The organism is Pseudomonas carassii, assembly GCF_036324045.1.
Taxonomy (GTDB): Bacteria; Pseudomonadota; Gammaproteobacteria; order Pseudomonadales; family Pseudomonadaceae; genus Aquipseudomonas; species Aquipseudomonas peradeniyensis.
In genome coordinates this window covers 43,502-68,571 of record NZ_JAZDCT010000026.1, presented here as the reverse complement: position 1 = coordinate 68,571, position 25,070 = coordinate 43,502, and the positions used below count along the sequence as shown (strand labels likewise).

General features: G+C 64.0%; 22 protein-coding genes. 12 read left to right on the top strand and 10 right to left on the bottom strand.

Annotation, left to right across the window (positions count from 1 at the left end; genetic code table 11):
• The first annotated feature begins 162 nt into the window (after positions 1 to 162).
• Together V0R62_RS18715 and V0R62_RS18710 are read left to right on the top strand one after the other, a co-directional pair.
• Positions 163 to 402, top strand: a complete 240-nt coding sequence (locus tag V0R62_RS18715) for a hypothetical protein (protein WP_062575113.1) — start codon at positions 163 to 165, stop codon at positions 400 to 402.
• Positions 399 to 650: a DUF3077 domain-containing protein gene (locus V0R62_RS18710; RefSeq protein ID WP_330104788.1), complete on the top strand. Its 252-nt coding sequence runs from the start codon at positions 399 to 401 to the stop codon at positions 648 to 650. The genes V0R62_RS18715 and V0R62_RS18710 overlap by 4 nt, the downstream gene beginning before the upstream one ends.
• Before the next feature lie 140 nt (positions 651 to 790).
• On the opposite strand, the gene V0R62_RS18705 is transcribed toward V0R62_RS18710, so the two are convergent.
• The 6 genes from V0R62_RS18705 to V0R62_RS18680 all read right to left on the bottom strand — a co-directional run bounded on the left by V0R62_RS18705 (position 791) and on the right by V0R62_RS18680 (position 9,148).
• The gene (locus V0R62_RS18705) at positions 791 to 2,116 is read right to left on the bottom strand and encodes an OprD family porin (RefSeq protein ID WP_330104787.1); all 1,326 of its coding nucleotides are present in this window, start codon (positions 2,114 to 2,116) and stop codon (positions 791 to 793) included.
• 204 nt (positions 2,117 to 2,320) lie between these two features.
• On the bottom strand, positions 2,321 to 2,545 hold the full coding sequence (locus tag V0R62_RS18700) for a hypothetical protein (protein ID WP_050703787.1): 225 nt from the start codon (positions 2,543 to 2,545) through the stop codon (positions 2,321 to 2,323).
• Between the two features lie 130 nt (positions 2,546 to 2,675).
• A complete protein-coding gene (locus V0R62_RS18695) occupies positions 2,676 to 4,091 on the bottom strand; it encodes a heavy metal sensor histidine kinase (protein WP_330104786.1) in 1,416 nt (471 codons plus the stop codon).
• 123 nt (positions 4,092 to 4,214) lie between these two features.
• On the bottom strand, positions 4,215 to 4,886 hold the full coding sequence (locus tag V0R62_RS18690) for a heavy metal response regulator transcription factor (protein ID WP_028689812.1): 672 nt from the start codon (positions 4,884 to 4,886) through the stop codon (positions 4,215 to 4,217).
• A 9-nt stretch (positions 4,887 to 4,895) separates the two neighbouring features.
• Positions 4,896 to 7,988 (bottom strand): multidrug efflux RND transporter permease subunit, encoded by a 3,093-nt coding sequence (locus V0R62_RS18685; RefSeq protein WP_330104785.1) that lies wholly within the window; start codon positions 7,986 to 7,988, stop codon positions 4,896 to 4,898.
• Entirely contained in the window at positions 7,985 to 9,148 is a 1,164-nt protein-coding gene (locus V0R62_RS18680; protein ID WP_330104784.1) for an efflux RND transporter periplasmic adaptor subunit, read from the bottom strand. Before V0R62_RS18680 ends, V0R62_RS18685 begins: the two co-directional genes overlap by 4 nt.
• 223 nt (positions 9,149 to 9,371) lie before the next feature.
• On the opposite strand from V0R62_RS18680, the gene V0R62_RS18675 reads away from it, so the two are divergent.
• Positions 9,372 to 10,955 (top strand): methyl-accepting chemotaxis protein, encoded by a 1,584-nt coding sequence (locus V0R62_RS18675; protein WP_330104783.1) that lies wholly within the window; start codon positions 9,372 to 9,374, stop codon positions 10,953 to 10,955.
• 112 nt (positions 10,956 to 11,067) lie between these two features.
• Here the strand turns inward: V0R62_RS18675 and V0R62_RS18670 are convergent, their stop codons facing one another.
• The 4 genes from V0R62_RS18670 to norR form a co-directional block, all read right to left on the bottom strand.
• The gene (locus V0R62_RS18670; protein ID WP_330104782.1) at positions 11,068 to 11,802 is read right to left on the bottom strand and encodes a YkgJ family cysteine cluster protein; all 735 of its coding nucleotides are present in this window, start codon (positions 11,800 to 11,802) and stop codon (positions 11,068 to 11,070) included.
• Positions 11,799 to 12,110 carry a hypothetical protein gene (locus V0R62_RS18665; RefSeq protein ID WP_198743676.1) on the bottom strand — a complete coding sequence of 104 codons (312 nt, stop codon included), beginning with the start codon at positions 12,108 to 12,110 and terminating at the stop codon, positions 11,799 to 11,801. Before V0R62_RS18665 ends, V0R62_RS18670 begins: the two co-directional genes overlap by 4 nt.
• A gap of 88 nt (positions 12,111 to 12,198) precedes the next feature.
• A complete protein-coding gene (locus V0R62_RS18660) occupies positions 12,199 to 13,098 on the bottom strand; it encodes a chemotaxis protein (protein WP_110736814.1) in 900 nt (299 codons plus the stop codon).
• 128 nt (positions 13,099 to 13,226) lie between these two features.
• On the bottom strand, positions 13,227 to 14,777 hold the full coding sequence (norR, locus tag V0R62_RS18655) for a nitric oxide reductase transcriptional regulator NorR (RefSeq protein ID WP_330104781.1): 1,551 nt from the start codon (positions 14,775 to 14,777) through the stop codon (positions 13,227 to 13,229).
• Positions 14,778 to 14,931: 154 nt separating this feature from the next.
• Here norR and hmpA point away from each other — a divergent pair, with 154 nt between their 5' ends.
• From hmpA to V0R62_RS18610, 9 genes are all read left to right on the top strand, one after another.
• Positions 14,932 to 16,110 (top strand): NO-inducible flavohemoprotein, encoded by a 1,179-nt coding sequence (gene hmpA, locus V0R62_RS18650; RefSeq protein ID WP_330104780.1) that lies wholly within the window; start codon positions 14,932 to 14,934, stop codon positions 16,108 to 16,110.
• Between the two features lie 725 nt (positions 16,111 to 16,835).
• Positions 16,836 to 17,342, top strand: a complete 507-nt coding sequence (locus V0R62_RS18645; protein WP_330104779.1) for a disulfide bond formation protein B — start codon at positions 16,836 to 16,838, stop codon at positions 17,340 to 17,342.
• Positions 17,343 to 17,901: 559 nt separating this feature from the next.
• Entirely contained in the window at positions 17,902 to 18,846 is a 945-nt protein-coding gene (cyoA, locus tag V0R62_RS18640) for a ubiquinol oxidase subunit II (RefSeq protein ID WP_330104778.1), read from the top strand.
• A gap of 3 nt (positions 18,847 to 18,849) precedes the next feature.
• The gene (gene cyoB / locus V0R62_RS18635; protein WP_330104777.1) at positions 18,850 to 20,871 is read left to right on the top strand and encodes a cytochrome o ubiquinol oxidase subunit I; all 2,022 of its coding nucleotides are present in this window, start codon (positions 18,850 to 18,852) and stop codon (positions 20,869 to 20,871) included.
• Positions 20,872 to 20,874: 3 nt separating this feature from the next.
• Complete coding sequence (gene cyoC, locus V0R62_RS18630) at positions 20,875 to 21,498, top strand: cytochrome o ubiquinol oxidase subunit III (protein ID WP_186658836.1); 624 nt, start codon at positions 20,875 to 20,877, stop codon at positions 21,496 to 21,498.
• A complete protein-coding gene (gene cyoD, locus V0R62_RS18625; RefSeq protein WP_023629876.1) occupies positions 21,498 to 21,830 on the top strand; it encodes a cytochrome o ubiquinol oxidase subunit IV in 333 nt (110 codons plus the stop codon). Before cyoC ends, cyoD begins: the two co-directional genes overlap by 1 nt.
• An 11-nt stretch (positions 21,831 to 21,841) precedes the next feature.
• Positions 21,842 to 22,729: a heme o synthase gene (gene cyoE / locus V0R62_RS18620; RefSeq protein WP_028689798.1), complete on the top strand. Its 888-nt coding sequence runs from the start codon at positions 21,842 to 21,844 to the stop codon at positions 22,727 to 22,729.
• Positions 22,730 to 22,982: 253 nt separating this feature from the next.
• On the top strand, positions 22,983 to 24,191 hold the full coding sequence (gene alaC, locus V0R62_RS18615; protein WP_330104776.1) for an alanine transaminase: 1,209 nt from the start codon (positions 22,983 to 22,985) through the stop codon (positions 24,189 to 24,191).
• 284 nt (positions 24,192 to 24,475) lie between these two features.
• Positions 24,476 to 24,859, top strand: a complete 384-nt coding sequence (locus V0R62_RS18610; protein ID WP_110736798.1) for a YkgJ family cysteine cluster protein — start codon at positions 24,476 to 24,478, stop codon at positions 24,857 to 24,859.
• Positions 24,860 to 25,070: the final 211 nt, after the last annotated feature.

Here is a 25,070-nt window from a genome sequence, read left to right as displayed (position 1 = left end):
CGATGTTGGTCCCGCATTCTGTTACGGCAGCTGTGCATGGGCAGACCTAGGTCTGGCCGGGTTCCGATGTCCTCGGTTTTCTCACCCCATGTACGGCTGCCACCCTTATCTGGTGAGAAAGGATGAGCTGGCGGTTTCCTTTAATGACATTGGGAAACGCATATGAAAAAGCTGGTACCTGACCCACCTATCCCCTACATCTCCATCATCGACCATCTGCCCCTCGCCGAAGTCTGGGAGCATGCCGCTGTCCTGATGACCATGATGACCCGCACCTGCGACGTCTACATGGCCTTTCCCGTGGATGAGCGTCCCGAGATCCTGGTGGATAACATTTCCATCCTCAGCCGGTTGCTGAGCTGCCTGATGGCCCACGCCAGGTCGCTGGAGGTGCAGCCATGAGCGAGCAGTCCGATATGCCCGTCACCGCGGGCGACGAGACCTTTCTTGAGTGTTATCGCGTGCTGCCGGGTGTGCCCCTGAGCCGGGCATTCGATGAGCTGTCGGTATTGCAGGACTGCATCCTGCACCTGACCACCGAGGCGGAAATGGAAGGAGACCTGAAAGCGGGGAGTGCGGTGCGGATGCTCAGCGCCATGGCCAAGGCGTTGATCAATGACCTGGAGATTGGGTTGAACCGTAACCGTTGAAGCAGGGAGCGCTGTCCATGTGGGGCCTTGCGTCGCGAAAGGGCTGCGAAGCAGCCCCAGCATTCTGTGCATCACTTTGGAACCTGGGGCCGCGTTGCGGCCCTTTCGCGACACAAGGCCGCTCCTACAGGGGGACTGCGTTAGAACACGTTCAACGGGTAATCCACGATCACGCGGAATTCGTCATTGTCCTGGATGTTCGAGTACGCCGCGTTGGCCCGGTGCGTGGCATAGCGCAGCAGCACCGACAGGTCCTTCAGCTGGCCTTGTTGGAACACGTACTTCACGTCGAAGTCGCGCTCCCAGTGCCGGGCATTCTCGCCGTCGGCGTTATAGAAGGCGTAGTACTGGGTGTCCTGGCTGGCCTTGGTCAGGTCGGCCTTGCCGCGCGAGTACGACAGCGAGGTGCTCAGGCCCGGCATGCCGAGGCCGGCGAAGTCATAGTCGTACTGCAGCTTCCAGGAGCGCTCGTTCGGCGCGTTGAAGTCCGAGTACATGCGCGAGTTGTCGAGGAAGATGCTGTCGCCCAGGTTGATGTAGTCGAACGGCGTGTCGCCGTTGACCCGCTGGTAGGCGGCGGTGACGCTGTGGTACCCGGCGGCCACGGTGAAGTGCACGCTCCAGGTGTTGTTGTCGATGTCGCCCAGCTTCGACTGGCCGGTGTCCTGGGTGTGGTAGAAGTGCACGCCCGGGTTCAGGCTGACCAGGTCGTTGACCTGGTAGGTGTAGTCGAAATCGGCGTAGTACTGGTTCCAGATGTCCTTCAACTCGGCGGCGTAGACGTTGGCGGTAACGCCTTCGGTGCCGCTCCAGGAGGCGCCGGCCCAGCTCAGGTTCTGGCTGTCCTGCTCGCGCGTCTGGTTGCTGTAGTAGGTGTTGATGCGGCGGTGGCCGCTCTGGTTGTACGGCTTGGTGAAGCTGACCTTGCCGCCTTCGAGCATCAGCCCGTCGAAGCTGCGGTTGGTCACGGCGACGCCGCGGAAGGTCTGCGGCAGCATGCGGCTTTCGCCACCGGCGATCACTGGGTTGGTGAGGAACAGGTCACCGGCCTTGAACTCGGTGTCGAAGCCCTTGAGCTTGATCGCGCCGCCGGCGGTGGAGAACGAATGCGGCGCCGCGCCCAGGCTGCCATCGTCCTTGACGTGGCTTGGCAGGATCGAGGTGCCGGCGTGGCCGCCACCACCGTCCAGCTTCAGGCCCAGGATGGCGTGGGCGTCCAGGCCGAAGCCGATCACGCCGGGGGTGTAGCCGGACTCGAAGCGCGCCACGGCGCCCTGGCCCCATTCGCGATTGTCACGCTGCTCGCGGTTGAGCTGGTTACGGTTGAAGTAGGCATTTCTGAAATGCAGGTTCAGCGTGGAACCCTCGATGAAGCCATCAGCCTTGTCTTCATCGGCCTGTGCGGCCACGGGCATCGTTGCGGCCAATGCAACGAACAACGGGGTGAAACGAAACGCAAAAGACACCGGTACAAACTCCTTTGGTCAAGCGATGGGGCAGTTTTTTATTGTCGTGTCTGCAAGTTCTTATTAGAGACGTAACAGCCAGGCTGATATTTTCGACGCATAAAAAAAGCCGCTGAAAGGCAGCGGCTTTGAAAGGCTAACATATCGTCACGGGCACTGCCCATGGTGTAGCCAAGGGAAAACTGGAAACCGGCGTTGGGCCTGTCAGCTGTCGGCATCGGTGTCGACAGAGACTTTGGAAGCAGTCTGCCGTGCGTCTTTTACCGCATCGGCTTGTTGCGCGGCGTAGGCTTCGCGAGCCTCCTGGTGAACAGCGGCAAATTCTGCGTTACGGGCGACGAAGGCCGGGGATTCTTCGGCCATGGCCAGGGGCGACAACAACAGGGAAGACAGGACGAACACGCTGGCAATACCCATACTGTTGGACATTTGATGCAACCTTCTTGCGGGGCAAGTGCTAATGGAGACAGGGCTAAAGTTAGTCCTGTAAACAGCGGGGAAACAGAGGCTGTTCAGATAAGCACTGTTGCGCAAAAAGTAATGATCGCGGCAAAAATACTCAGACTTTTACCGCAAACCCGCGTAGTTGAGCGTTCGGCAAGTTGATACCGAAGGTATTGGCGCCGGCTTCGCTGTGCACGAAAACACTGCCGCCGTGCATCAGGGCGATCGCCTTGACGATGGCCAGGCCCAGTCCGTGGTTGCCGCCGCCGCTGTTGGCGCGGGCCGCATCCACCCGGTAGAAGCGCTCGAACAGCATCGGCAGGTGCTCGTCGGCAATTGCCGGCCCCGGGTTGCTCACCGCGATGCTCACCTGTTCCTCGCCCGCCTCGATGCGCACCTGGATCACCTGGTGCGGCGCGGTGTGCTGCACGGCGTTGTTCAGCAGGTTGATCAGCGCCCGGCGCAGCTGGGCCTTTTCGAAACAGGCCTGGGCGTCGCCGCTGACGCTGACGCTGACCTGGGCGTCCTCGAGGATGTAGTCGAGGTAGTCGAGGGTGGTGGCCACCTCCTCGGCCAGCGACGCGCTGGTCAGCGAGGTGGCCTTGCTGCCCTGGTCGGCGCTGGCCAGGAACAGCATGTCGTTGATGATGCTGCGCAGCCGCTCAAGTTCTTCGAGGTTCGATTGCAGCACCTCGAAGTAGTGCTCGGCGCTGCGCCCGCGGGTCAGGGCGACCTGGGTCTGGCCGATCAGGTTGGTCAGTGGCGAGCGCAGTTCGTGGGCGACGTCGGCGTTGAAGGCTTCGAGTTGCGAATAGGCCTGGCTGACCCGGTCGAGGGCGGCGTTGAAGGCGCCGGCGAACTGCGCCAGCTCCGGCGGCAGGTCGCGGGTCTGCAGGCGGCCGTCCAGGCGTGGCGGGGCCAGGGCCTGGGCTTCGTCCGACAGCGCCAGAAGGGGTCTGAGGCCGATGCGCGCGACCCAGTAGCCGAGCAGCGAGGCCAGCAGCACGCCGAAGGCGGCCAGGCCGACGATGGCCACCAGCAGGCTGTGCTGGGCCTGCCAGAAGGTCTCGGTGTCGATGCCGATCAGAAAGCGTAGCGGCGGGCGCTCACCCAGCGCCGGCAGTTCGCTGATCAGCACCTTGTACGGGTAGGGGCTGTCGCTCAGGCGCAGGTCGCGCATGCCCGGCGTGCCCTCGGCGAAGCCGCGCACCTGTTCGGAGGGGTGGCCGTATTCGAAGGCCGGATTACTGCTCACCACCCAGAAGCGGATGCGTCGGTCTTCCTCGCTGAGCAGGTTGAGCTTGTTGTTGATCTTGGCCCAGTGCTCGGGAGTGCCGTAGCGGTTGAGGGTCGATTCGAGCACGCTGAAGCGCGCGTCCAGTTCGGCGGCCGGTAGCAGGTCGAGGCTGCGGTCGACCTGGCGGTACAGGGCGCTGCCGATCAGCACGAACACGGCCAGGGCCACCAGGGTGAACAGGGCCGAGAGGCGCAGGGCGATGGAGTTGCCGGGTTTGCTGGGCAAAAGGGTCATGGGCAAATCTCCCTGGGGGCTGCAGCGCAGCCCTTTCGCGGCACAAGGCCGCTCCTACAGAGGATCACGTCTCCCTGTAGGTGCGGCCTTGTGCCGCGAAAGGGGCGCGCAGCGCCCCCTGGGCTATCCACGGTGCTCCAGGACATAACCCATGCCTCGAATGGTATGCAGCAGCTTGTTGTCGAATGGCCCATCGAGCTTGGCGCGCAGGCGCTTGATGGCCACCTCGACGACATTGGCGTCGCTGTCGAAGTTGATGTCCCAGACCAGCTCGGCGATGGCGGTCTTGGACAGGATCTCGCCCTGGCGCCGGGCCAGCACGCTGAGCAGCGAGAACTCCTTGGCGGTCAGGTCCAGGCGCGATCCCGCGCGGGTGGCCTTGCGCGCCATCAGGTCGATCCACAGGTCCGCCACCTGGATCTGCAAGGGCTCATGAATGGCACTGCGCCGGGTCAGCGCCTGCAGGCGGGCGACCAGTTCGAGGAACGAGAACGGCTTGCCCAGGTAGTCGTCGGCGCCTTCGCGCAGGCCATGAATACGGTCCTCGACCCGCTCGCGGGCGGTGAGCATGATCACCGGCGTCTGCTTGCGCGCCCGCAGTGCGCGCAACACGCCATAGCCATCCAGGCCCGGCAGCATCACGTCGAGCACGATCACCGCGTAGTCGCCTTCCAGGGCCAGGTGCAGGCCGTCGATGCCGTCACGGGCCAGGTCGACGGTGAAGCCCTGCTCGGTAAGGCCGCGATGCAGGTAGTCGGCGGTTTTCTCTTCGTCTTCGATGATCAGCACACGCATGGTCTTGTCTCAACTGGCGGTCGGCGCGGGAGCGGCAGCGGCCCGGCGGCGGTGGAACAGGCGCTCCAGGGCCAAGTATATGACCGGGGTGGTGAACAGCGTCAGCGCCTGACTTACCAGCAGGCCGCCGACCACGGCGATGCCCAGCGGCTGGCGCAGTTCGGCGCCGGTGCCGAAGCCGAACATCAGCGGCACCGCGCCGAGCAGCGCGGCCAGGGTGGTCATGATGATCGGACGGAAGCGCACCAGGCATGCCTGGCGGATCGCCTGCTCGGGCGTCATGCCCTGGTGGCGCTGGGCGTCGAGGGCGAAGTCGATGAGCAGGATGCCGTTCTTCTTGACGATGCCGATCAACAGCACCACGCCGATCAGGCCCATGATGGTGAAGTCCTGGCCCATCAGCCACAGCAGGATCAGCGCGCCCAGGCCCGCCGAGGGCAGGGTGGAGATGATGGTCAGCGGGTGCACGAAGCTCTCGTAGAGCACGCCGAGGATGATGTACACCGCCACCAGCGCGGCGAGGATCAGGTACGGCTGGCTCGATAGCGAGCTCTGGAACGCCTGGGCCGCGCCCTGGAAGTTGCCGGCGATGGAGTCGGGCATGCCCAGCTCGCGCTGGGTGCGTTCGAGGATCTGCACCGCATCGCCCAGGGCTACGCCGGGGGCCAGGTTGAACGACAGGTTGGCCGCCGGGAACAGGCCGTCATGGCTGATCGACAGGGGGCCGGTGCTGGGCGGCGCAACATGGGCCAGGGCCGACAGCGGCACCATCTCGCCGGACAGCGGCGAGCGCAGGTAGAAGTAGTTGAGGCTCTCGGCCTTGCCGCGCTGGCGGGCGTCCAGTTCGAGGATCACCTTGTACTGGTTGGTCTCGGTCTGGAACTCGCTGATCTGCCGCTGGCCGAAGGCGTCGTACAGCGCCTGGTCGACGTCGGTGGTGGTCAGGCCGAAGCGCGCCGCGGCCTGGCGGTCGATGTCGATGCGGGTGACGCTGGCGCCCAACTGCAGGTCGTTGGACAGGTCGCGGAACGCCGGATTTTCGCGCAGGCGCTCGGTCAGGCGCTGGGTCCACAGGTTCAGCGCCACGCCGTCGTTGCTCTTGAGCACGTACTGGTACTGGGTGCGCGAGGGGCCGGAGCTGAGGTTGATGTCTTGTCCGGCGCGCAGGTAGAGGACGATACCGGGGATCTGCATCAGTTTCGGGCGCATGCGGTCGATCCATTCACTGGCCGAGACGTCGCGTTCGCCACGGGGCTTGAGGGAGATCCAGAAGCGGCCGTTGGCAATGGTCTGGTTGCTGCCGGTGACGCCGACCGAGTGGGAGAAGGCGCGCACCGCAGGGTCGGCCTCGATGATCTTCGCCAGGGCCTGGTGCTTCTCGATCATCGCCGGGTAGGAGACATCCGCCGCCGCTTCGGTGGTGCCGAGGATGAAACCGGTGTCCTGCAACGGGAAGAAGCCCTTGGGGATGGCCACGTAACCGGCCACCGCCAGCGCCAGCGTCAGGCCGAACACGCCGAGGGTAACGCGCCGGTGCGCCAGGGCCCGGTCCAGGCCCTTTTCGTACCAGCGCACCAGGCGCTGGCCGAGGCCGCCGTGCTGCTCCTCGGGCGGGCGGCGCATGCACAGCGCGGCCAGGGTCGGCGCCAGGGTCAGCGAGACCACCACCGAAATCAGGATGGTCGCGGTGGCGGTCAGGGCGAATTCCTTGAACAGCCGGCCGACCACGCCGCCCATGAACAGCAGCGGAATGAACGCGGCGATCAGCGAGAAGCTGATCGACACCACGGTGAAACCTATCTCGCCGGCGCCCTTGAGCGCGGCGGTGCGGCTGTCGTCGCCGGCCTCCAGGTGGCGGTGGATGTTCTCCACCACGACGATGGCGTCATCCACCACGAAGCCCACGGCGATGACGATGGCCACCAGGGTGAGGTTGTTGAGGCTGAAGCCGAACACGTACATCAACGCGCAACTGGCGATCAGCGACACGCCGAGCACGCTGGAGACGATGAAGGTTGCCGACCACTGGCGCAGGAACAGCGCCATCACCCCGATCACCAGGGCCACGGCGATCATCAGGGTCAGCTCCACCTCGTGCAGCGAGGCGCGGATGGTCTGGGTACGGTCCTGCAGCACCGAGACATCGACCGCCGCCGGCAGCATTTCCTGCAGGCGCGGCAGGGCGTCGAGCACCCGGTCCACGGTGTCGACGATGTTGGCGCCGGGCTGGCGGAAGATCACCAGGTTGAGCCCCGGTCGGTCGCCGGACCAGGCCTTCACATAGGCGTTCTCGGCACCATCGATCACCTTGGCCACGTCGGCCAGGTGCACGGGCGCGCCGTTGCGGTAGCTGACGATCAGCCTGGCGTAGTCCTCGGGGTGGAACAGCTGGTCGTTGGCGGCAAGGGTCGACACGCTGTGTTCGCCGTACAGCGCGCCCTTGGCCAGGTTGAGGCTGGTCTGCTGGATGGCCAGGCGGATATCGGCCAGGGTCAGGCCGATGGCAGCGAGTTTCTCGGGCTGGGCCTGCACGCGGATGGCCGGGCGCAGCTGGCCGGTGATGTTGATCAGGCCGACCCCGTCGATCTGGCTGAGCTGGCGGGCCAGCAGGGTCTCGGCGTAGTCGCTGAGCTCATTGCCGGGCATCTGCGTCGAGCTGACGGTGAGGATCAGCACCGGGCTGTCGGCCGGGTTGACCTTGCGCCAGGTCGGCGGGCTGGGCATGTCCTGGGGCAGACGCGCGGTGGCGGTGTTGATCGCCGCCTGGACTTCCTGGGCGGCGGTGTCGATGTTCTTGTCGAGGGTGAACTGCAGGATCAGGTTGGTCGAGCCCAGGGCGCTGCTGCTGGTCATCTGGGTCATGCCGGGGATGGCGCTGAACTGCACCTCCAGGGGCGTCGCCACCGACGAGGCCATGGTTTCCGGGCTGGCGCCGGGCAACTGGGCGGTGACCTGGATGGTCGGGAAGTCGGCCTCGGGCAGGGGCGCCACCGGCAGGCGCGGGAAGGCGATGGCGCCCAGCAGCACCAGGGCGAAGGTCAGCAGCAGGGTGGCGATGGGGTGGTCGATGCACCAGGCCGAGACGCCGTTGCGGGTGTTCATGGCTGGCTCCTGCGGTCGGCCATCTCCGCCGGGGCCGGGGCGTCGGGCGTGACCTCGACGGTGCTGCCGGGCTTGAGCCGCGACTGGCCGTCCAGCACCAGGCGGTCGCCGGCCTTGACCCCGGCGATGACGTTCAGCGTGCTGTCCTGGTACACCACCTTGACCGGCACGGCGCTGACCTTGTCGCCGTCCAGGCGGTAGACGAAGTGGCCGTCGATGCTGCGTTGCACCACCGGCGGCGGTACCACCAGGGCGTCCTCGTCCACCGCCGTGCGCAGGCGCACGGTGACCAGCTGGCCGGGCCACAGGCGGCCGTCCTTGTTGTCGAACTCGGCCTTGACCCGCACCGTGCCGGTGGTGGCCGAGACCTGGTTGTCGATCAGCATCAGGTGGCCCCTGGCGAGCAGGCTGCGTTCACCGTCGGCGTCCATGTACGCCTCGACCTCGGCGGGGCTAGGCGATTTCAGCAAGCCCTGCAGGACCGGGAGTTGTTGCTGAGGCAGGGCGAACTCCACGGCGATCGGGTCGATCTGGGTGACGCTGAACAGGCTCTGGGTGTCGCTGGTGCGCACCAGGTTGCCGGGGTCGACGTTGCGGATGCCGACGCGGCCGGTGACCGGCGAGCGGATCTGCGTGTAGCTGAGCTGTACCGCGGCATTGTCAATGGCCGCCTGGTTGCCTTTGAGAGTCGCCTGCAACTGGTTCACCAGGGCCTGCTGCTGGTCGAGGGTCTGCTTTGACACGCCGTCGTCGGTGCTCAGCAGCTGGTAGCGCTTGAGGTTGACGTTGCCTACTTGCAACTGCGCCTGGGTCTGGCCGAGCTGGGCACGGGCCTGGTCCAGGTTCGCGCGGATAGCCCGGTCGTCGAGGGTGGCCAGCAGGTCGCCCTGGCTGACCCACTGGCCTTCCTTGACCAGTACCTGGGTCAGCACGCCTTCGACCTGAGGGCGGACCTCGACGCTGTGCAGCGACAGCACCGAGCCGATGGCACTGAGGTAGCGCGGCACGTCCTGCTGGGCCACCGCGACCACCCGCACCGGGATCGCGCTGGCGGCGCGGCTGGACGGGGCTTCGTGGCGCAATCCCTGCCAAGAGCCAAGGGCGACCAGCAGGACGAGGACCAGGGCGGCGAGAACGAGAGAGCGGGACGGACGTCGCATCGGGGTGGGCACCTTGGCCAAGGGGCTGGAAAAAAGATTGGGCTATTGCAGGGTTATAGCGCGCCGACCGGGTCGGCAGCGTGACGCCTGGCTGTCACGGCTGTCAGTTTCGGTGGATTGATGGCCAAGTGCCAATACCCTGCCATGGATCAATATTGCGCCAGCGTTTGCCCCTAGAGTCGTACGCCCTGCCGATTTTCCCGTACTACAACGAGAGCCTCCGATGAAGTGCAATATGCCTGTTACCGGTCGCGAAGTGGATTACCCCGGCGACGCCAACATCCTGTCCACCACCGACCTGGACAGCCGCATCACCTATGCCAACGACGATTTCCTGCGGGTCAGCGGGTTCTCCCGCGAGGAACTGCTGGGCAGTGCCCATCACATCGTCCGCCATCCCGACATGCCGCCCCAGGCGTTTGCCCAGATGTGGCAGGCGCTCAAGGCCGGGCGTTCGTGGATGGGGCTGGTGAAGAACCGCTGCAAGAACGGCGATCACTACTGGGTAAGCGCCTTCGTCTCGCCGATCAGCTGCGGCGGGCAGGCGCTGGAGTACCAGTCGGTGCGGACCAAGCCCGGGGCCGAGCAGGTTGCGGCGGCCGAGCGCTGCTATGCGCGTCTGCGCGAAGGCCGGCGTGGCTGGCGCGAGCGCTTGCCGGTGCTGGGTTTGGGGGCGCGTCTGTCGCTGGCGGTCGGTGCCGTGCTGGCGTTGGTGCTGGGGTGCGGGCAGTGGTGGCTGGGGGCGCCTCTGCTGGAGTCGCTGGTGGAAGTGGCGGCGGCGGCAGGCCTTAGCAGTCTGGCGATCCTGTTATTGCTGCGCCCCTACGAGCGATTGTGTCAACAAGCCCAGGCGATCGCCGACAATCCGCTCAGCCAGCAGCTGTACACCGGCCGGCGTGATGGTCTCGGGCAGATCGAATTCGCCATGCGCATGCTCAAGGCGCAGCTGGGGGCGGTGGTCGGACGTATCGGCGATACCTCGTCACGCCTGGCCGGGCACTCTGGCTCACTGGTCGAGGCCTTGCACAGCAGCCATGCCAACAGCCTGGAGCAGCAGAGCGAAGCCGACCAGGTGGCCACCGCGATCCACCAGATGAGCGCCAGCGTCGCCCAGGTAGCCAGCAGCGCGCAGATGGCGGCGATGGCCGCCGACCAGGCCGAGGACGAAACCCAGTCCGGCCACCAGCTGGTCGACCGCAACCGCTGCGCGATCCAGGACCTGGCCGGCTCGCTGGTCGAGGCCAGCGAGGTGATCCACCAATTGGAGAGCCACAGCAGCGAGATATCCGGGGTGCTCGACGTGATCCGCGGTATCGCCGAGCAGACCAACCTGCTTGCGCTCAACGCCGCCATCGAGGCGGCGCGGGCCGGTGACCAGGGGCGTGGCTTCGCGGTGGTCGCCGACGAGGTGCGCGGCCTGGCCCAGCGCACCGCCCAGTCCACCCACGATATCCAGCGCATGATCGCCGCCCTGCAGGATGGCGCCCGCGCGGCGGTGCAGGTGATGCAGCAGAGCAGCGCCCATGCCGGGCACAGTGTCGAGCAGGCGCAGCTGGCCAGCGACGCGCTGGACAGCATCAGCGTGCGGGTCAACCAGATCAACGAGATGAGCCTGCAGATCGCCGCAGCGGTGGAGCAGCAGAGCCAGGTCAGCGAGAACATCAACCGCAACATAACCAGCATCCGCCAGGCCAGCGAGGCGACGGTCAGCGTCGGGCAGCGCAGCCACAGCAGCGCCAGTGACGTGGCGGACCTGGCCAAGGACCTGCGGCGGCTGGCGGATGAGTTCTGGCGGCGGTGCCAGTGATTGACTGAGTTGTCAGTGCCGGCCCTATCGCGGGGCAAGCCCGCTCCCACAAAAAATTGGCATCGATACTTCAAAGGGGCAGGGAGCGGGCTTGCCCCGCGATAGGGTCTATCTAGAAACCGAGGAACGCATAGTAGACCGGCGCTTCGCCTGTCACCTGCAGGCGATGACCCTGTAGCTCGGCCGCAAGCGCCTCGTCCTGCACATGCACCACCCACGGCCCATCGACCGCCATTGGCGCCTGCCCCAGCACCGCCGCGAACGCTGCCATGTCCGGCAACCACGCGGTAAACCCGTTACCCTTCAGCGCACTGGTGGTCATCCCCAGTGCCTGGCAGATCGCCACCTTGGCGGCGATATCGTCGCGGTCCGCCTGGCGCGAGGCCTCGATCAAGGCGCGCAGTCCCTCATCCACCGGCAGGCTGCCATGAATCAGCTCAGGCCCTTGTTCCCAAGCCTCGGGCGGGCAGTCCTTGTTTTCCGGTCGCAGCGGCAGGTGCGGGTTGATCTCCGCCGGGTAGATGCGACAGACCAGTGGTCGGCTTTCATAGATGCCGCACAGGTCGTTGTCATCAAGGTTGCGGCAGCGCCCCGGGTTGAAGGCGGCGAAGGTGACCGATACATGCAACTGCCCAGCGCCACAGGGCACCGGGAACGAGCGGCGCAGCACATGCTCGCGCTGGTCCGTCGGCATGCCCGGGCCATCGGCGATGAACCCTTCGATCAGCACCACCACCTGGCCGCCGGAGACCGCCCACTGGCGGGCCTCGGCAAGCGTCAGCGGCACATGATGGCCCGTGCAGCATTTGCCGCAGCCGGTGCAGGCGAAGCGAATACTGTCGCTCATCGCTTGCCGGCTTCCCATTCACTGGTGAAGGCTTGTTGGCGTTGGCGGTCATAGAGGCAAAGCTCGGTGCCGGTGCGGTTCTGCATGTGCTTCTGGGGGTAGGTGCCCTCGATCAGCAGCGCGCTGTAACCGACCTGGTCGTCGAACTCGGCGGGTTTGCCCAGGGCGTGGGCATCCTTGAACTGGCTGGCGGCCAGGCAGGCCTTGAGCATGTGCTGGCGCTGGTCGCTCCAGGCCTGGTTGCTCGAGGCGTGGGCTGCGCCGCTGGCAAGGGCGCAGAGGATGAGGAACGAACTGAGATATTTCATACGCGACACCGCCAATGAACCTGCGAAGGGCGCGAATTATGCCCGAACGTTTTCCTTCATCAAGTCAGGAAAATCCTGACTTGATGTGTCAGCGCTCCTCGAACACCACCGCTCGCGCCGCCGTCACCAGGCAGTTGGTCAGCTCCGGCGACGAGAACTTGGTCAGGATCGCATTGGCCCCCGCCAGCTTGGCCTTGTCGCCGCTCATCGCGCTGTCCAGCGAGGTGTGCAGCAGGATGTACAGGTGCTGGAAGTCGGGCGTTTCACGCAAGGTACGGGTGAAGGCGAAGCCATCCATCTCGGACATCTCGATGTCGGAGACGATGATGTTGATCTCCCTGTCGGTGCCTTGCAGTTCCAGCAGCACGTTGATCGCATCCTTGGCGCTGCGCGCGGTATGGCACTCGATGCCGAGGTTGCGCAGGGTGTGCACCGACTGCTGCAGCGCGACCTGGCTGTCGTCCACCACCAGGATGTTAGCGGCGGCCAGCAGGCTGGCGTCTTCCTCGCTGACTTCGCCCGGGTGCGGCTCGTGCGGCGGCGGGGCGATGCCGTGGATGACCTTCTCGATGTCCAGCACCTGCACCAGGGTGTTGTCGACCCGGGTCACGCCGGTGATGAACGAGCGGTTGCCCGAGCCGTAGGGCGGCGGCTTGATGTCCGTGCTCAGGCAATGGACGATGCGGCTCACCGCCTGTACATGCAGGCCTTGGCGCGAGCGGCTGATCTCGGTGACGATCAGGCAGCCGCCGTCGGGGTCGGCCAGGGGCATTTCGCCGATGGCGCGGGACAGGTCGATCACCGACAGCGAGTTGCCGCGCAGGGTGGCGACGCCTTTGACGTGCGGGTGGGCCTCCGGCAGCTTGGTCAGCGGCGGGCAGGGGATGATCTCGCTGACCTTGAGCAGGTTGATTGCCATCAGCTTGCCGCTGCGCAGGGTGAACAGCAGCAGGGACAACGAGTCCGCGCGGGCTTTTTGCGTGGCCATGGGCAACCTTCGGTTCGAAATGGGGGAGGATGCCGGGTTATCGGCTTTTTGGCGTCAGGCTTTAGCTTAGTTTGCTATTTGCGGTGCATCGCAAAGCTGTAGCTGTAGGAGCGGCACATGGCCTGAAGCTAGCGCAGTCCCAGTCGCTTGGCCAACCGGCTCAGGTTGGCCCGGTCCAGCCCCAGCTCCCGCGCCGCGGCGGCCCAGTTGTCCCCATGACGATTCAGGCAGGCCTCGACGATCTGCCGCTGATAGTCATCCACCGCCTCGCGCAACCCGCCCTCGGGCAACGGCACGTCGACCGACGACACCTCGGTTTCTACCTGTGGGGTCGGCGCCACGTTGCGCAGGTCGAGGTCGGCCGCCTCCAGGGTGAGGATCTTCGGTCGCTGCCCGTGTTGCCCCAGTGCCTTGAGCGCCGAACGGCCGATCAGGTGCTCCAGTTCGCGCACATTGCCCGGCCAGCCATAGGCCAGCAGCGCGGCCTGGGCGTCGGTGGACAAGCGCAGGCTGCCCAGTCCCAGGCGCGAGCGGTTCTGTTCGAGGAAGTAGCCGGCCAGCAGCAGTACGTCGCGACCCCGCTCGCGCAGCGGTGGGACTTGCAGTGGATACACGCTCAGGCGGTGATAGAAGTCGGCGCGGAAGTGGCCGCTGCGCACTTCCTCGGCCAGGTCGCGGTTGGTCGCGGCGATCAGGCGCACATCCACGCGGTGCTCGCGATCCGACCCCAGTCGCTGCAGTTGCCCGCTCTGCAGCACCCGCAGCAGCTTGGCCTGTACCGTCAGGGGCAGCTCGCCGACCTCGTCGAGGAACAGCGTGCCGCCGTTGGCCAGCTCGAACTTGCCCCGGCGTTCACCATGGGCGCCGGTGAAGGCGCCGCGCACATGGCCGAACAGTTCGCTTTCCACCAGGGTGTCGGGCAAGGCGGCGCAGTTGAGGCTGACCAGCGGTTTGTCGGCGCGCTGGCTGGCGCGGTGCAGGGCCTGGGCCACCAGTTCCTTGCCGACGCCGGTTTCGCCGGTGATCAGCACGGTCAGGTCGCTGCCGCCGACCAGGCGAATCTCCTCGACCAGGCGCTTGTGCGCCTTGCTCTGGCCGATCAGTTCGCGGTCCTGGCCGCTGGCCTGGCGGTACACCTCGGCCCGCTGGTGTTCGTCCTCGGCGCGCAGGGCCAGGTGCTCGATGCGCTCGGCCACGGTCACCGTGGCGGCGGCCAGGCTGGCGAAGGCCTGCAGGGCGTCGAGCTCCAGGCTCTGGAACTGGCCGGGGGTGAGGGCGTCGAGGGTCAGCAGGCCCCAGGGGCGCTCGTCGACCATCAACGGGCAGCCCATGCAGTCGTGGACTTCGAGGTCGACATGCTCGGCATTGACCAGGCCGTCATAAGGGTCGGGTAGTTGGCTGTCGCTGGCGAAGCGGGTCGGTTCCGGGCGACTGAGGAGTATCTGGAAGCGCGGGTGCTCGCTGACCTTGAAGCGCCGCCCCAGGGTGTCCGGCGACAGGCCGTCCACCGCCAGCGGCACCAGCCACTCGCCGTCCAGGCGCAGCAGCGCCGCGGCATCGCAGGGCAGCAGGCCGCGCATGGCGCCGAGCAGGCGGCGGTAGCGCTCCTGGTCGGGGAGGTCGCAGGAGAGGTCGCTGACCAGGGGGAGGAGGGCGGTGAGCAGGGGCTTTGCAGTCATATGGACTCCTGTTGGTCGTAATGACTATACGCCTGAGTGTGTCTTTATGACACTCATGTGCTCAAGAGCCTGATTTTATTGGCGTTTAAAGTTGGCACGATTGCTGAAATACCTCAGGCAACCATTCGAAGCCGAAGGCTCAGGAGTTGTCGCAATGCTCAATGCCGAACAACGTGCAATCATCAAGGCCACTGTCCCCCTGCTGGAAAGCGGTGGCGAGGCCCTGACCACCCACTTCTACAAACTGATGCTCAGCGAGTATCCCGAGGTGCGTCCGCTGTTCAACCAGGCCCACCAGGCCAGCGGCGACCAGCCGCGCGCCTTGGCCAACGGCGTGCTGATGTACGCCCGCCATATCGACCGGCTCGAGCAACTGGGCGGCCTGGTCGGGCAGATCATCAACAAGCATGTGGCCCTGCAGATTCTCCCTGAACACTATCCGATTGTCGGCAGCTGCCTGCTGCGCGCCATCGAGGAAGTGCTGGGCAAGGACATCGCCACCGCTGAAGTGATCGCCGCCTGGGCCGCCGCCTATGGCCAACTGGCCGACATCCTGATTGGCGCGGAAGAAAACCTCTATAAAGAGAAGGAGCAGGCCGCCGGCGGCTGGCGCGGTACCCGTGAATTCCGCCTGGTGCGCCGCGAGCAGGAAAGCAGCGAGATCGTTTCGTTCTACTTCGCCCCGGTCGATGGCCAGCCGGTGCTCAAGGCCGAGCCGGGCCAGTACATCGGCCTGCAACTGTTCATCGATGGCCAGGAGCAGCGCCGCAACTACTCGCTGTCGGCCCTGTGCGACGGCGAGCAGTACCGCATCAGCGTCAAGCGCGAAGCGGGTGGCAAGGTCTCGAACTACCTGCATGACGGGTTGATGGTCGGTGACACCCTGCAACTGTTCCCGCCGTCCGGTGACTTCACCCTGGCCGCCAGCGACAAGCCGCTGGTGCTGATCAGTGGTGGTGTGGGCATCACCCCGACCCTGGCGATGCTCGAGGCGGCGCTCAAGACCGAGCGTCCGGTGCACTTCATCCACTGTGCGCGCAATGGCGCGGTGCATGCGTTCCGCGACTTGATCGACGGCCTGGCGGCGCGTCACCCGCAGCTCAAGCGCTTCTATTGCTACGCCGAGGAAGACGGCAGCCAGGCCGCCGACGCCGTGGGCCTGCTGGACCAGGCGCTGCTGGGCGAGTGGCTGCCGCGTGAGCGTGACATCGATGCCTACTTCCTCGGGCCGAAGGGCTTCATGGCCGCGATCAAGCGCCAGCTCAAGGGCCTGGGTGTGCCGGAAGGGCAGAGCCGTTACGAGTTCTTCGGGCCGGCGGCGGCGTTGGAGTAAGAGGTTCCGTCAGGAACCGCCGGGGCTGCTGCGCAGCCCTTTCGCGGCACAAGGCCGCTCCTACAGGCGTGCGCGATCCCTGTAGGAGCGGCCTTGCCGAAGCGTCGGACCGGCCGGAACGGGGCGCAAAGCGCCCCGGGGTTTCTCATCATCCCAATTGCTCGCAAGCCAGCTCCCGTACCTGATGCTCCCAACCGTGGGTAATCGAGAACGAAGCGGACGATTGCATTCTCCGTGCGGGGGCTGGCTTGCCAGCCATTGGGCCTACCACCCCTTCTCTATATAGAAAGAGATGAACGCCTTTACACCCGCGTTCATCTTTAATTCTCCTTTAATCACCGTATCCTTCACTCCCGGGTGTCGAGGGGCCTGCCCCTGTCCGGCGTTCGGGCTGGCGGATTTTTCATCCGCACCAGTGAACCGAAACCGACCCGCTCGGTACTAGTGTCCTGTCTCGGAAATAAGCTGTTCACTTTTGGCGGCGTCTTGGGCGCCCGGCCGGCGTTGCCACTCCTCGCCATAGCCCTGCTATGACTCGTCGCGGCGCCTTGGCCGAACACCCAAGCCACTCGCCAAAAGAGAACGTATTTCCGAGACAGGACACTAGGTCATCAATGGATAGCCGCGCACGCCCCTCCTCGATGCATTCAAAGGTCATCTCCAGCGTGTAGACTGGGCGCCCCTCGGGCAGCCCGTGCTGCCACTCTCCATCGAAGGAATCGGCAATGAACGAACTCTCATCGCGCCTGAATCGGGAACGGCGCTTTCTGGTGCTCCTCGGCGTGATCTGCCTGGCGCTGATCGGTGGCGCCCTGTACATGCAGGTGGTGCTGGGCGAGGCGCCGTGCCCGCTGTGCATCCTGCAGCGCTATGCCCTGCTGTTCATCGCGATCTTCGCCTTCATCGCCGCGGCCATGCCTGGGCGGCGCAGCCTGACCTTCTTCGAGGCGCTGGTGGTGCTCAGCGCCATCGGCGGGATCGTTGCGGCGGGTAACCATGTGTATATACTCGCCAACCCGATGGTCAGCTGCGGCATCGACACCCTGCAGCCCATCGTCGACGACCTGCCGCTGGCCAAGCTGTGGCCGCTGGCGTTCCAGGTCGACGGTTTCTGCTCCACCCCGTACCCGCCGATCCTCGGCCTGTCGCTGGCGCAATGGGCGCTGGTGGCCTTCGTCCTGACGACGGTGCTGGTGCCCCTGGGGATCTACCGAAACCGCCGTCGCGCTTAGACCAAAGTCCCGAATTGACCTGGGTCTATTGCGCGGCGAGATAAGCCGCAGTGCGCACCGCACGATTGATCCAGGTCAGCCACCAGCCCTTGCGCGGCAAGGGTTTCAGGGCTATTGGAAGGGGTGCGACAAACTGTCGCGAAGTTGATTTTTTGACCAGCATTGTTGCGCATTCTGTAAAAGACTGTTGCTCAATAAGTCATAGTCATCGTTGAACGACCTATCTACAATCGCCCCCAATTTCCGTTCGGCACTGCTTGCAAGTCGCAGGATTGATGGAAGCCGCAGCGCTTTCCATTTGCTGACTTCGTCAAGTTTCGCCCAACGGCGATACCGGGCGGACCCCCCTCCGCGTTTTCCGCACCAAATGGACTTGGTCTGAAGTACAGGCCTGTTGCCTACGAAACCATAAGCACCGCACACCCGCTTGACGCCTAGATCCTGCAGTCGGATCCCTGGCAGGGGCGAGTACGGGCGCCAATTGCCGCACTTGGCAGGACGAAGTGTTGGCTACCAAAACACAAATTGCATTGAAGCAAGCTGATCTAGAGGTCGTGAGATGAGTAAAAAGCGTTACCCCAGACTGTTTGGCATATTGCCCTTTTTAGGCATGCTTTTACTCAGTGGGTGCAACTGGACCCTGCTCGACCCGAAGGGCCAGGTCGGCATTGAGCAGAAGAACCTGATCCTGATCGCCACCGGCCTGATGCTGCTGGTGGTCGTGCCCGTGATCATCATGACCCTGGCGTTCGCCTGGAAGTACCGTGCTTCCAACAAGGCCGCCACCTACACCCCCGACTGGTCGCACTCGACCAAGATCGAGGCCGCGGTGTGGATCATCCCGATCCTGATCATCATCGCCCTGGGTTACTTCACCTACCACTCCACCCACAAGCTGGACCCGTACCGTCCACTGGATTCCGATGTGATGCCGGTGCAGATCGACGTGGTCGCGCTGGACTGGAAGTGGCTGTTCATCTACCCGGAGCAGGGCATCGCCACGGTCAACAAGATCGTCTTCCCGGCTAACACCCCGGTCAACTTCCGTGTCACCTCCGACGCCGTGATGAACTCCTTCTTCATCCCGGGTCTGGGAGGCCAGATCTACGCCATGGCCGGCATGACCACCAAACTGCACCTGATCGCCAACGAGAACGGTGTGTTTGACGGTATCTCCGCCAACTACAGCGGCGCCGGCTTCACCGGTATGAAATTCAAGGCTGTCGCCACTTCGCAAGCTGACTTCGATGCATGGGTCGCTGAAGTGAAGGCATCGCCGAAGAAACTGGACCAGGCCGAATATGACGCCTTGGCCAAAGCTAGCGAAAACAACCCAGTCGCGCTGTACAGCGAGGCTCCGGCTGACCAGTTCCAGCGCATCGTCGACAAGTACGAAGGCATGAACCGCGGTCGTCCGAACCACGAAGAAGCAGGCAGCAAAGATCTGGCCACTACCAAGGGTGTGGAATCGAGTATGCAACCAGCTGCCGGTGCAGAGGAGTAAGAGATGTTCGGTAAATTAACCCTGGAGGCGATACCCTATCACGAGCCGATAGTCATGGTGACGCTTGCCATGATCGCGCTCGGTGGTATCGCCGTCGTTGGTGCCATCACCTATTTCCGCAAGTGGACCTACTTGTGGACCGAGTGGCTGACCACGGTCGACCACAAGAAAATCGGCGTGATGTACATCATCGTCGCTATGGTCATGCTGCTGCGCGGCTTCGCCGACGCCATCATGATGCGTACCCAGCTGGCTGCCGCCACCGGTGGCTCCGAAGGCTACCTGCCGCCTGAACACTATGACCAGATCTTCACCGCCCACGGTGTGATCATGATCATCTTCATGGCGATGCCGTTCTTCACCGGCCTGATGAACCTCGCGGTTCCTCTGCAGATCGGTGCACGTGACGTTGCCTTCCCGTTCCTGAACTCCCTGAGCTTCTACCTGCTGCTGGCAGGCGTGCTGCTGGTCAACATCTCGCTGGGCGTTGGTGAATTCGCCAAGACCGGCTGGGTTGCCTATCCGCCGCTCGCGGGTATCCAGTACAGCCCTGGGGTGGGTGTCGACTACTACATCTGGGCGCTACAGCTCTCAGGCTTGGGTACGACACTGACAGGCGTGAACTTCCTCGTCACCGTGATGAAGATGCGCGCCCCTGGCATGAAGCTGATGGACATGCCGATCTTCACCTGGACCTGCACCTGGGCCAACGTGCTGATCGTCGCTTCCTTCCCGATCCTGACCGCCGCACTCGCCCTGCTGACCGTTGACCGTTATCTGGACTTCCACATCTTCACCAACGAGCTTGGTGGGAACCCGATGATGTACGTCAACCTGTTCTGGGCATGGGGTCACCCTGAGGTCTACATCCTGATCCTGCCGGCCTTCGGCGTGTTCTCGGAAGTCACCTCGACCTTCGCAGGCAAGCGCCTGTTCGGTCACCACTCGATGATCTACGCCTCGGGCGCGATCGCCATCCTGGGCTTCGCGGTCTGGCTGCACCACTTCTTCACCATGGGTGCCGGCGCCAGCGTCAACACCTTCTTCGGCCTGGCGACGATGCTGATCTCCATTCCGACCGGTGTGAAGCTGTTCAACTGGCTGTTCACCATCTACCAGGGCCGTCTGCGCTTCACCGCGCCGATCATGTGGACCCTGGGCTTCATGGTCACCTTCTCCATCGGTGGCATGACCGGCGTTCTGCTGGCTGTTCCAGGTGCCGACTTCGTTCTGCACAACAGCCTGTTCGTGATCGCCCACTTCCACAACGTGATCATCGGTGGCGCGGTATTCGGCTACATCGCCGGCTTCGCCTTCTGGTTCCCGAAAGCCTTCGGTTTCACCCTGAACGAGAAGTGGGGCAAGGCTGCCTTCTGGTTCTGGATCTCCGGCTTCTACGTAGCGTTCATGCCGCTGTACGCCCTGGGCTTCATGGGCATGACCCGTCGTCTGAACCACTCCGACAACCCGCTGTGGGAACCCTACCTGTACGTGGCCGTGGTCGGCGCCGTACTGATCCTGTTCGGTATCGCTTGCCAGCTGATCCAGATCTACGTCTCGGTTCGCGACCGCAAGGACAACATGGACGTCACCGGCGACCCATGGGGCGGCCGTACCCTGGAATGGTCGACTTCGTCGCCACCTCCGTTCTACAACTTCGCGCACATGCCTGAGCATGTTGGCCTGGACGCCTGGCACGAAGCCAAGCAAGCCGGTGCCGCGTACAAAGCTCCGGCCAAGTACGAAGCGATCCACATGCCGAGCAACACTTCCACCGGTCTGTTCATGGGTCTGCTGCTGACCGTGTTCGGCTTCGCCTTCATCTGGCACATCTGGTGGCTGGTGGGCGCGAGCCTGGTTGCAACCATCGCTGTCTTCGTTCGCCACGCCGCGCGTGACGACCAGGGCTACATGGTTCCGGCCGAAGAAGTGGCGCGCATCGAAGGCGAGCGCATGAAGGCGCTGGCCCAGGCTGGTGTACTGCCTGCCGGCGGCGCACGTGTCGAATCGTTTGAACGGGTGTAATCAATGTCCAGTCAAGTAATGCACGGTGCTGCTCATGGTCACGACCATGGGCATGACGACCACCACCACGACTCGGGCCAGATGACCGTACTCGGTTTCTGGCTCTACCTGATGACCGACTGCATCCTGTTTGCGTCGCTCTTCGCCACCTACGCGGTGCTGTCCGGCGGTTTCGCCGGCGGCCCGTCGGGTCACGACATCTTCCAGCTCGACTTCGTGCTGGTTGAAACCGCGTTCCTGCTGCTGTCCTCGATCACCTTCGGCTTCGCCATGCTGAAGATGTTCGCCGGCAACAAGGCAGGCGTGCTGGGCTGGTTGGCCGTGACCTTCCTGTTCGGTGCCGGCTTCATCGCGATGGAAATCTATGAGTTCCATCACCTGATCGCCGAGGGCTATGGCCCGCAGCGCAGTGGCTTCCTGTCGGCGTTCTTCGCCCTGGTAGGTACCCACGGTCTGCACGTGACCGCCGGCCTGATCTGGATGGCGATCATGATGTATCAGATCAACAAGCACGGCATCACGCCGACCGCCAAGACCCGCATGAGCTGCCTGAGCCTGTTCTGGCACTTCCTGGACGTGGTCTGGATCTGCGTGTTCACCGTCGTCTACCTGCTGGGAGTTCTGTAATGGCTAGCGCACACGACACTCATCACGAGGGTAACCACGGTAGCGTGAAGTCGTACATGATCGGCTTCGTACTGTCGATCATCCTGACCGCGATCCCGTTCGGCCTGGTGATGTACCCGAGCCTGCCGAAGAACCTGACCGTCCTGATCGTGGTGGCCATGGCCGTCATCCAGGTGGTTGTACACCTTGTGTACTTCCTGCACATGGACCGCTCGAAAGAGCAGCGTTCCAACGTGTCGACGTTCCTGTTCACCGTCCTGGTAATTGCACTGCTGGTCGGCCTGTCGCTGTGGATCATGTTCAGCATCCACTTCGAAATGTTGGCCAAGTGAGGTAAGACTGCATGTCCGTGAAGCACTTTATCCAAATCACCAAACCGGGGATCATTTTCGGTAACGTGCTTTCCGTGGCAGGCGGTTTCTTCCTTGCCGCTAAGGGGCATGTGGATTTCGCCCTGTTCCTGGCGGTGGTGATCGGTACTTCCCTGGTGGTCGCGTCTGGATGCGTGTTCAACAACTGCATCGACCGTGACATCGACCACAAGATGGAACGTACCAAGAACCGCGTCATGGTCCAGGGCGGCATGTCGCTGCCCCTGGCGCTGATCTACGCCACCCTGCTCGGGGTGGCGGGTTTCAGCCTGCTGTATGTGCAAGCCAACCCGCTGGCGGCGTTCTGCGCCCTGGTCGGTTTCGTTGTCTACGTCGGTTTCTACAGCCTGTGGCTGAAGCGCAAATCGGTGCACGGCACCCTGGTCGGCAGCCTGTCCGGTGCCATGCCTCCGGTGATCGGCTACTGCGCCGTGAGCAACAGCTTCGACCTGGCCGCGGTGACCCTGCTGGTGATGTTCAGCCTGTGGCAGATGCCGCACAGCTTCGCCATCGCCATCTTCCGCTTCAAGGACTACAGCGCCGCCAACATTCCGGTCCTGCCGGTGGCACGCGGTATCCTCGCGGCGAAGAAGCAGATCGTGCTGTACGTGCTGGCCTTCGTGCTCGCCACCCTGATGCTGACCCTCGGCGGCTATGCCGGCCTGGGTTACCTCGCCGTGGCGGCTGCCATGGGCCTGTACTGGCTGTACATGGCCTGGGGCGGCTACAAGGCCGAGGACGACAGCAAGTGGGCCCGCAAGGTGTTTGGCTTCTCCATCCTCACCGTCACCGCCCTGAGCGTGATGATGGGCGTGGACAGCCAGACTGCGGCCGATGTGCTGATGACCTACGCGCGCTGATACAGCGAGCTGTTACACCAAGAACCCCGGCCATGTGCCGGGGTTTTTTATGCCTGTTTTTCCTGTGCCCGCGAAAAGGTCAGTGTTGGAAACATGAATTTCGAATTTTCAAAAAATACATCTGAAAAAATCTAATAAAACAGGAAATTATCTTTTGCATTAATCGTGTTTCGGCACTATCTTCTGAATCAGGCCGCCGCAGCGGCCAACGTCGCTCGGACGGTTCCGGGCGCTTACGTCTGCAGAGGAACACATGGCCAACCCAGGTTCGCCGCGCCGCTTCGCGCGCATCGATCGTCTCCCCCCGTACGTCTTCAACATCACCGCCGAGCTCAAGATGGCCGCCCGCCGCCGTGGCGAGGACATCATCGACCTGAGCATGGGCAACCCCGATGGCGCCACCCCGCCGCATATCGTCGAGAAGCTGGTGCAGGTCGCCCAGCGCGAGGACACCCACGGCTATTCCACCTCCCGCGGCATCCCGCGCCTGCGCCGGGCCATCTCCAACTGGTACAAGGAACGCTACGAGGTCGACATCGACCCGGAAAGCGAGGCCATCGTCACCATCGGCTCGAAAGAGGGCCTGGCACACCTGATGCTCGGCACCCTCGACCATGGTGATACGGTGCTGGTGCCCAACCCCAGCTACCCGATCCACATCTACGGCGCGGTCATTGCCGGCGCCCAGGTGCGCTCCGTGCCGCTGGTGCCGGGGGTGGATTTTTTCAACGAGCTGGAGCGGGCGATCCGCGAGTCGATCCCCAAGCCGAAGATGATGATCCTCGGCTTTCCGTCCAACCCCACCGCCCAGTGTGTCGAGCTGGACTTCTTCGAGCGCGTGGTGGCCCTGGCCAAGCAGTACGACGTGCTGGTGGTGCACGACCTGGCTTACGCCGACATCGTCTACGACGGCTGGAAGGCGCCGTCGATCATGCAGGTGCCGGGCGCCAAGGACATCGCGGTGGAGTTCTTCACCCTGTCCAAGAGCTACAACATGGCCGGCTGGCGCATCGGCTTCATGGTCGGCAACCCCGAGCTGGTCAGCGCCCTGGCGCGGATCAAGAGCTACCACGACTACGGCACCTTCACCCCGCTGCAGGTGGCCGCCATCGCCGCCCTGGAAGGTGACCAGCAGTGCGTGCGCGACATCGCCGAGCAGTACCGCCAGCGCCGCAACCTGCTGGTAAAGGGCCTGCACGAGCTGGGCTGGATGGTTGAGAATCCCAAGGCCTCGATGTATGTCTGGGCCAAGATTCCCGAGGCCTATGCGCACCTGGGCTCGCTGGAGTTCGCCAAGAAACTGCTGGCCGAGGCCAAGGTCTGCGTGTCGCCGGGGATCGGCTTCGGTGACTACGGCGACGATCATGTTCGCTTTGCCCTGATCGAGAACCAGGACCGGATTCGCCAGGCCATTCGCGGCATTCGCCAGATGTTCCGGGCCGATGGGTTGACCAGCAAGTAAGCCGCCAGGGCGCTATCGCGGGTGTAGGAGCGGCCTCGTGCCGCGAAAGGGCCGCGAAGCGGCCCCAGGATGTATGCAACATTGCCAAGAACCTGGGGCTGCTTTGCAGCCCTTTCGCGGCACGAGGCCGCTCCTACACAGACCTGTGCATGTCGCTTACCTCGGAACGCCGATCAGCGGCGATCTTTTTTTGCTTTCCCCCTCTTCTCAGCCGATCGCGCCTGGATTACAAATAGCGCCGCGGGCGCTCGCCCCGATAACAACAACCTCCTTCCCTGGCCATCATGTCCGAACAGAACCCTTGCCTGACCTGCGGCGCCTGCTGCGGCTACTTTCGTGTGTCTTTCTTCTGGGGTGAATGCCAGTCCGCCGGTGGCGTGGTGCCTGACGATCTGGTGGTGCAGATCAACCCGACCCGGGTCGCCATGATCGGCACCGACGCCAAGCCTTGCCGCTGTGTCAGCCTGGGTGGCGAGATCGGCACGCAGGTGGCGTGCTCCATCTATGAGAACCGCTCCAGCCCCTGCCGCGAGTTCGATGCTTCGTGGGAAAACGGCGTCCACAACCCCAGCTGTGACGATGCTCGGGCGGCCTATGGCCTGCCACCGCTGACGCCACCGGGCGCCAACGAGCCGCATTGGCCGGATGAGGGGGCGGAGGTCGCCTGAAGGGATTACTTGGCCTTGCAGACTGCGGACTGCGTGGGAGCGGGCTTGCCCCGCGATTGCGGTGCCAGCGTCATCGCGAGGCAAGCCCACTCCCACAAAACGCCTCACATTCTGGCCATTCGCCATGACCGTTCGTCGGTTGGATCCAATGGTCAAGTGGCTGAAACCCGCGAAACACGTGCCGCCTTGACAAAGTATTAACACCATTTGA

Bases quoted from the DNA above. Each gene is read 5' to 3' on its own strand.
- V0R62_RS18680 (WP_330104784.1), bottom strand. From the start codon at position 9,148: ATGCGACGTCCGTCCCGCTCTCTCGTTCTCGCCGCCCTGGTCCTCGTC.
- cyoE (WP_028689798.1), top strand. From the start codon at position 21,842: ATGTCCGTGAAGCACTTTATCCAAATCACCAAACCGGGGATCATTTTC.
- V0R62_RS18670 (WP_330104782.1), bottom strand. From the start codon at position 11,802: ATGAGCGACAGTATTCGCTTCGCCTGCACCGGCTGCGGCAAATGCTGC.
- norR (WP_330104781.1), bottom strand. From the start codon at position 14,777: ATGACTGCAAAGCCCCTGCTCACCGCCCTCCTCCCCCTGGTCAGCGAC.
- V0R62_RS18665 (WP_198743676.1), bottom strand. From the start codon at position 12,110: ATGAAATATCTCAGTTCGTTCCTCATCCTCTGCGCCCTTGCCAGCGGC.
- V0R62_RS18685 (WP_330104785.1), bottom strand. From the start codon at position 7,988: ATGAACACCCGCAACGGCGTCTCGGCCTGGTGCATCGACCACCCCATC.
- V0R62_RS18715 (WP_062575113.1), top strand. From the start codon at position 163: ATGAAAAAGCTGGTACCTGACCCACCTATCCCCTACATCTCCATCATC.
- V0R62_RS18710 (WP_330104788.1), top strand. From the start codon at position 399: ATGAGCGAGCAGTCCGATATGCCCGTCACCGCGGGCGACGAGACCTTT.
- V0R62_RS18700 (WP_050703787.1), bottom strand. From the start codon at position 2,545: ATGTCCAACAGTATGGGTATTGCCAGCGTGTTCGTCCTGTCTTCCCTG.
- V0R62_RS18645 (WP_330104779.1), top strand. From the start codon at position 16,836: ATGAACGAACTCTCATCGCGCCTGAATCGGGAACGGCGCTTTCTGGTG.
- V0R62_RS18675 (WP_330104783.1), top strand. From the start codon at position 9,372: ATGAAGTGCAATATGCCTGTTACCGGTCGCGAAGTGGATTACCCCGGC.
- V0R62_RS18695 (WP_330104786.1), bottom strand. From the start codon at position 4,091: ATGACCCTTTTGCCCAGCAAACCCGGCAACTCCATCGCCCTGCGCCTC.
- cyoA (WP_330104778.1), top strand. From the start codon at position 17,902: ATGAGTAAAAAGCGTTACCCCAGACTGTTTGGCATATTGCCCTTTTTA.
- V0R62_RS18690 (WP_028689812.1), bottom strand. From the start codon at position 4,886: ATGCGTGTGCTGATCATCGAAGACGAAGAGAAAACCGCCGACTACCTG.
- alaC (WP_330104776.1), top strand. From the start codon at position 22,983: ATGGCCAACCCAGGTTCGCCGCGCCGCTTCGCGCGCATCGATCGTCTC.
- cyoB (WP_330104777.1), top strand. From the start codon at position 18,850: ATGTTCGGTAAATTAACCCTGGAGGCGATACCCTATCACGAGCCGATA.
- cyoC (WP_186658836.1), top strand. From the start codon at position 20,875: ATGTCCAGTCAAGTAATGCACGGTGCTGCTCATGGTCACGACCATGGG.
- cyoD (WP_023629876.1), top strand. From the start codon at position 21,498: ATGGCTAGCGCACACGACACTCATCACGAGGGTAACCACGGTAGCGTG.
- V0R62_RS18610 (WP_110736798.1), top strand. From the start codon at position 24,476: ATGTCCGAACAGAACCCTTGCCTGACCTGCGGCGCCTGCTGCGGCTAC.
- hmpA (WP_330104780.1), top strand. From the start codon at position 14,932: ATGCTCAATGCCGAACAACGTGCAATCATCAAGGCCACTGTCCCCCTG.
- V0R62_RS18660 (WP_110736814.1), bottom strand. From the start codon at position 13,098: ATGGCCACGCAAAAAGCCCGCGCGGACTCGTTGTCCCTGCTGCTGTTC.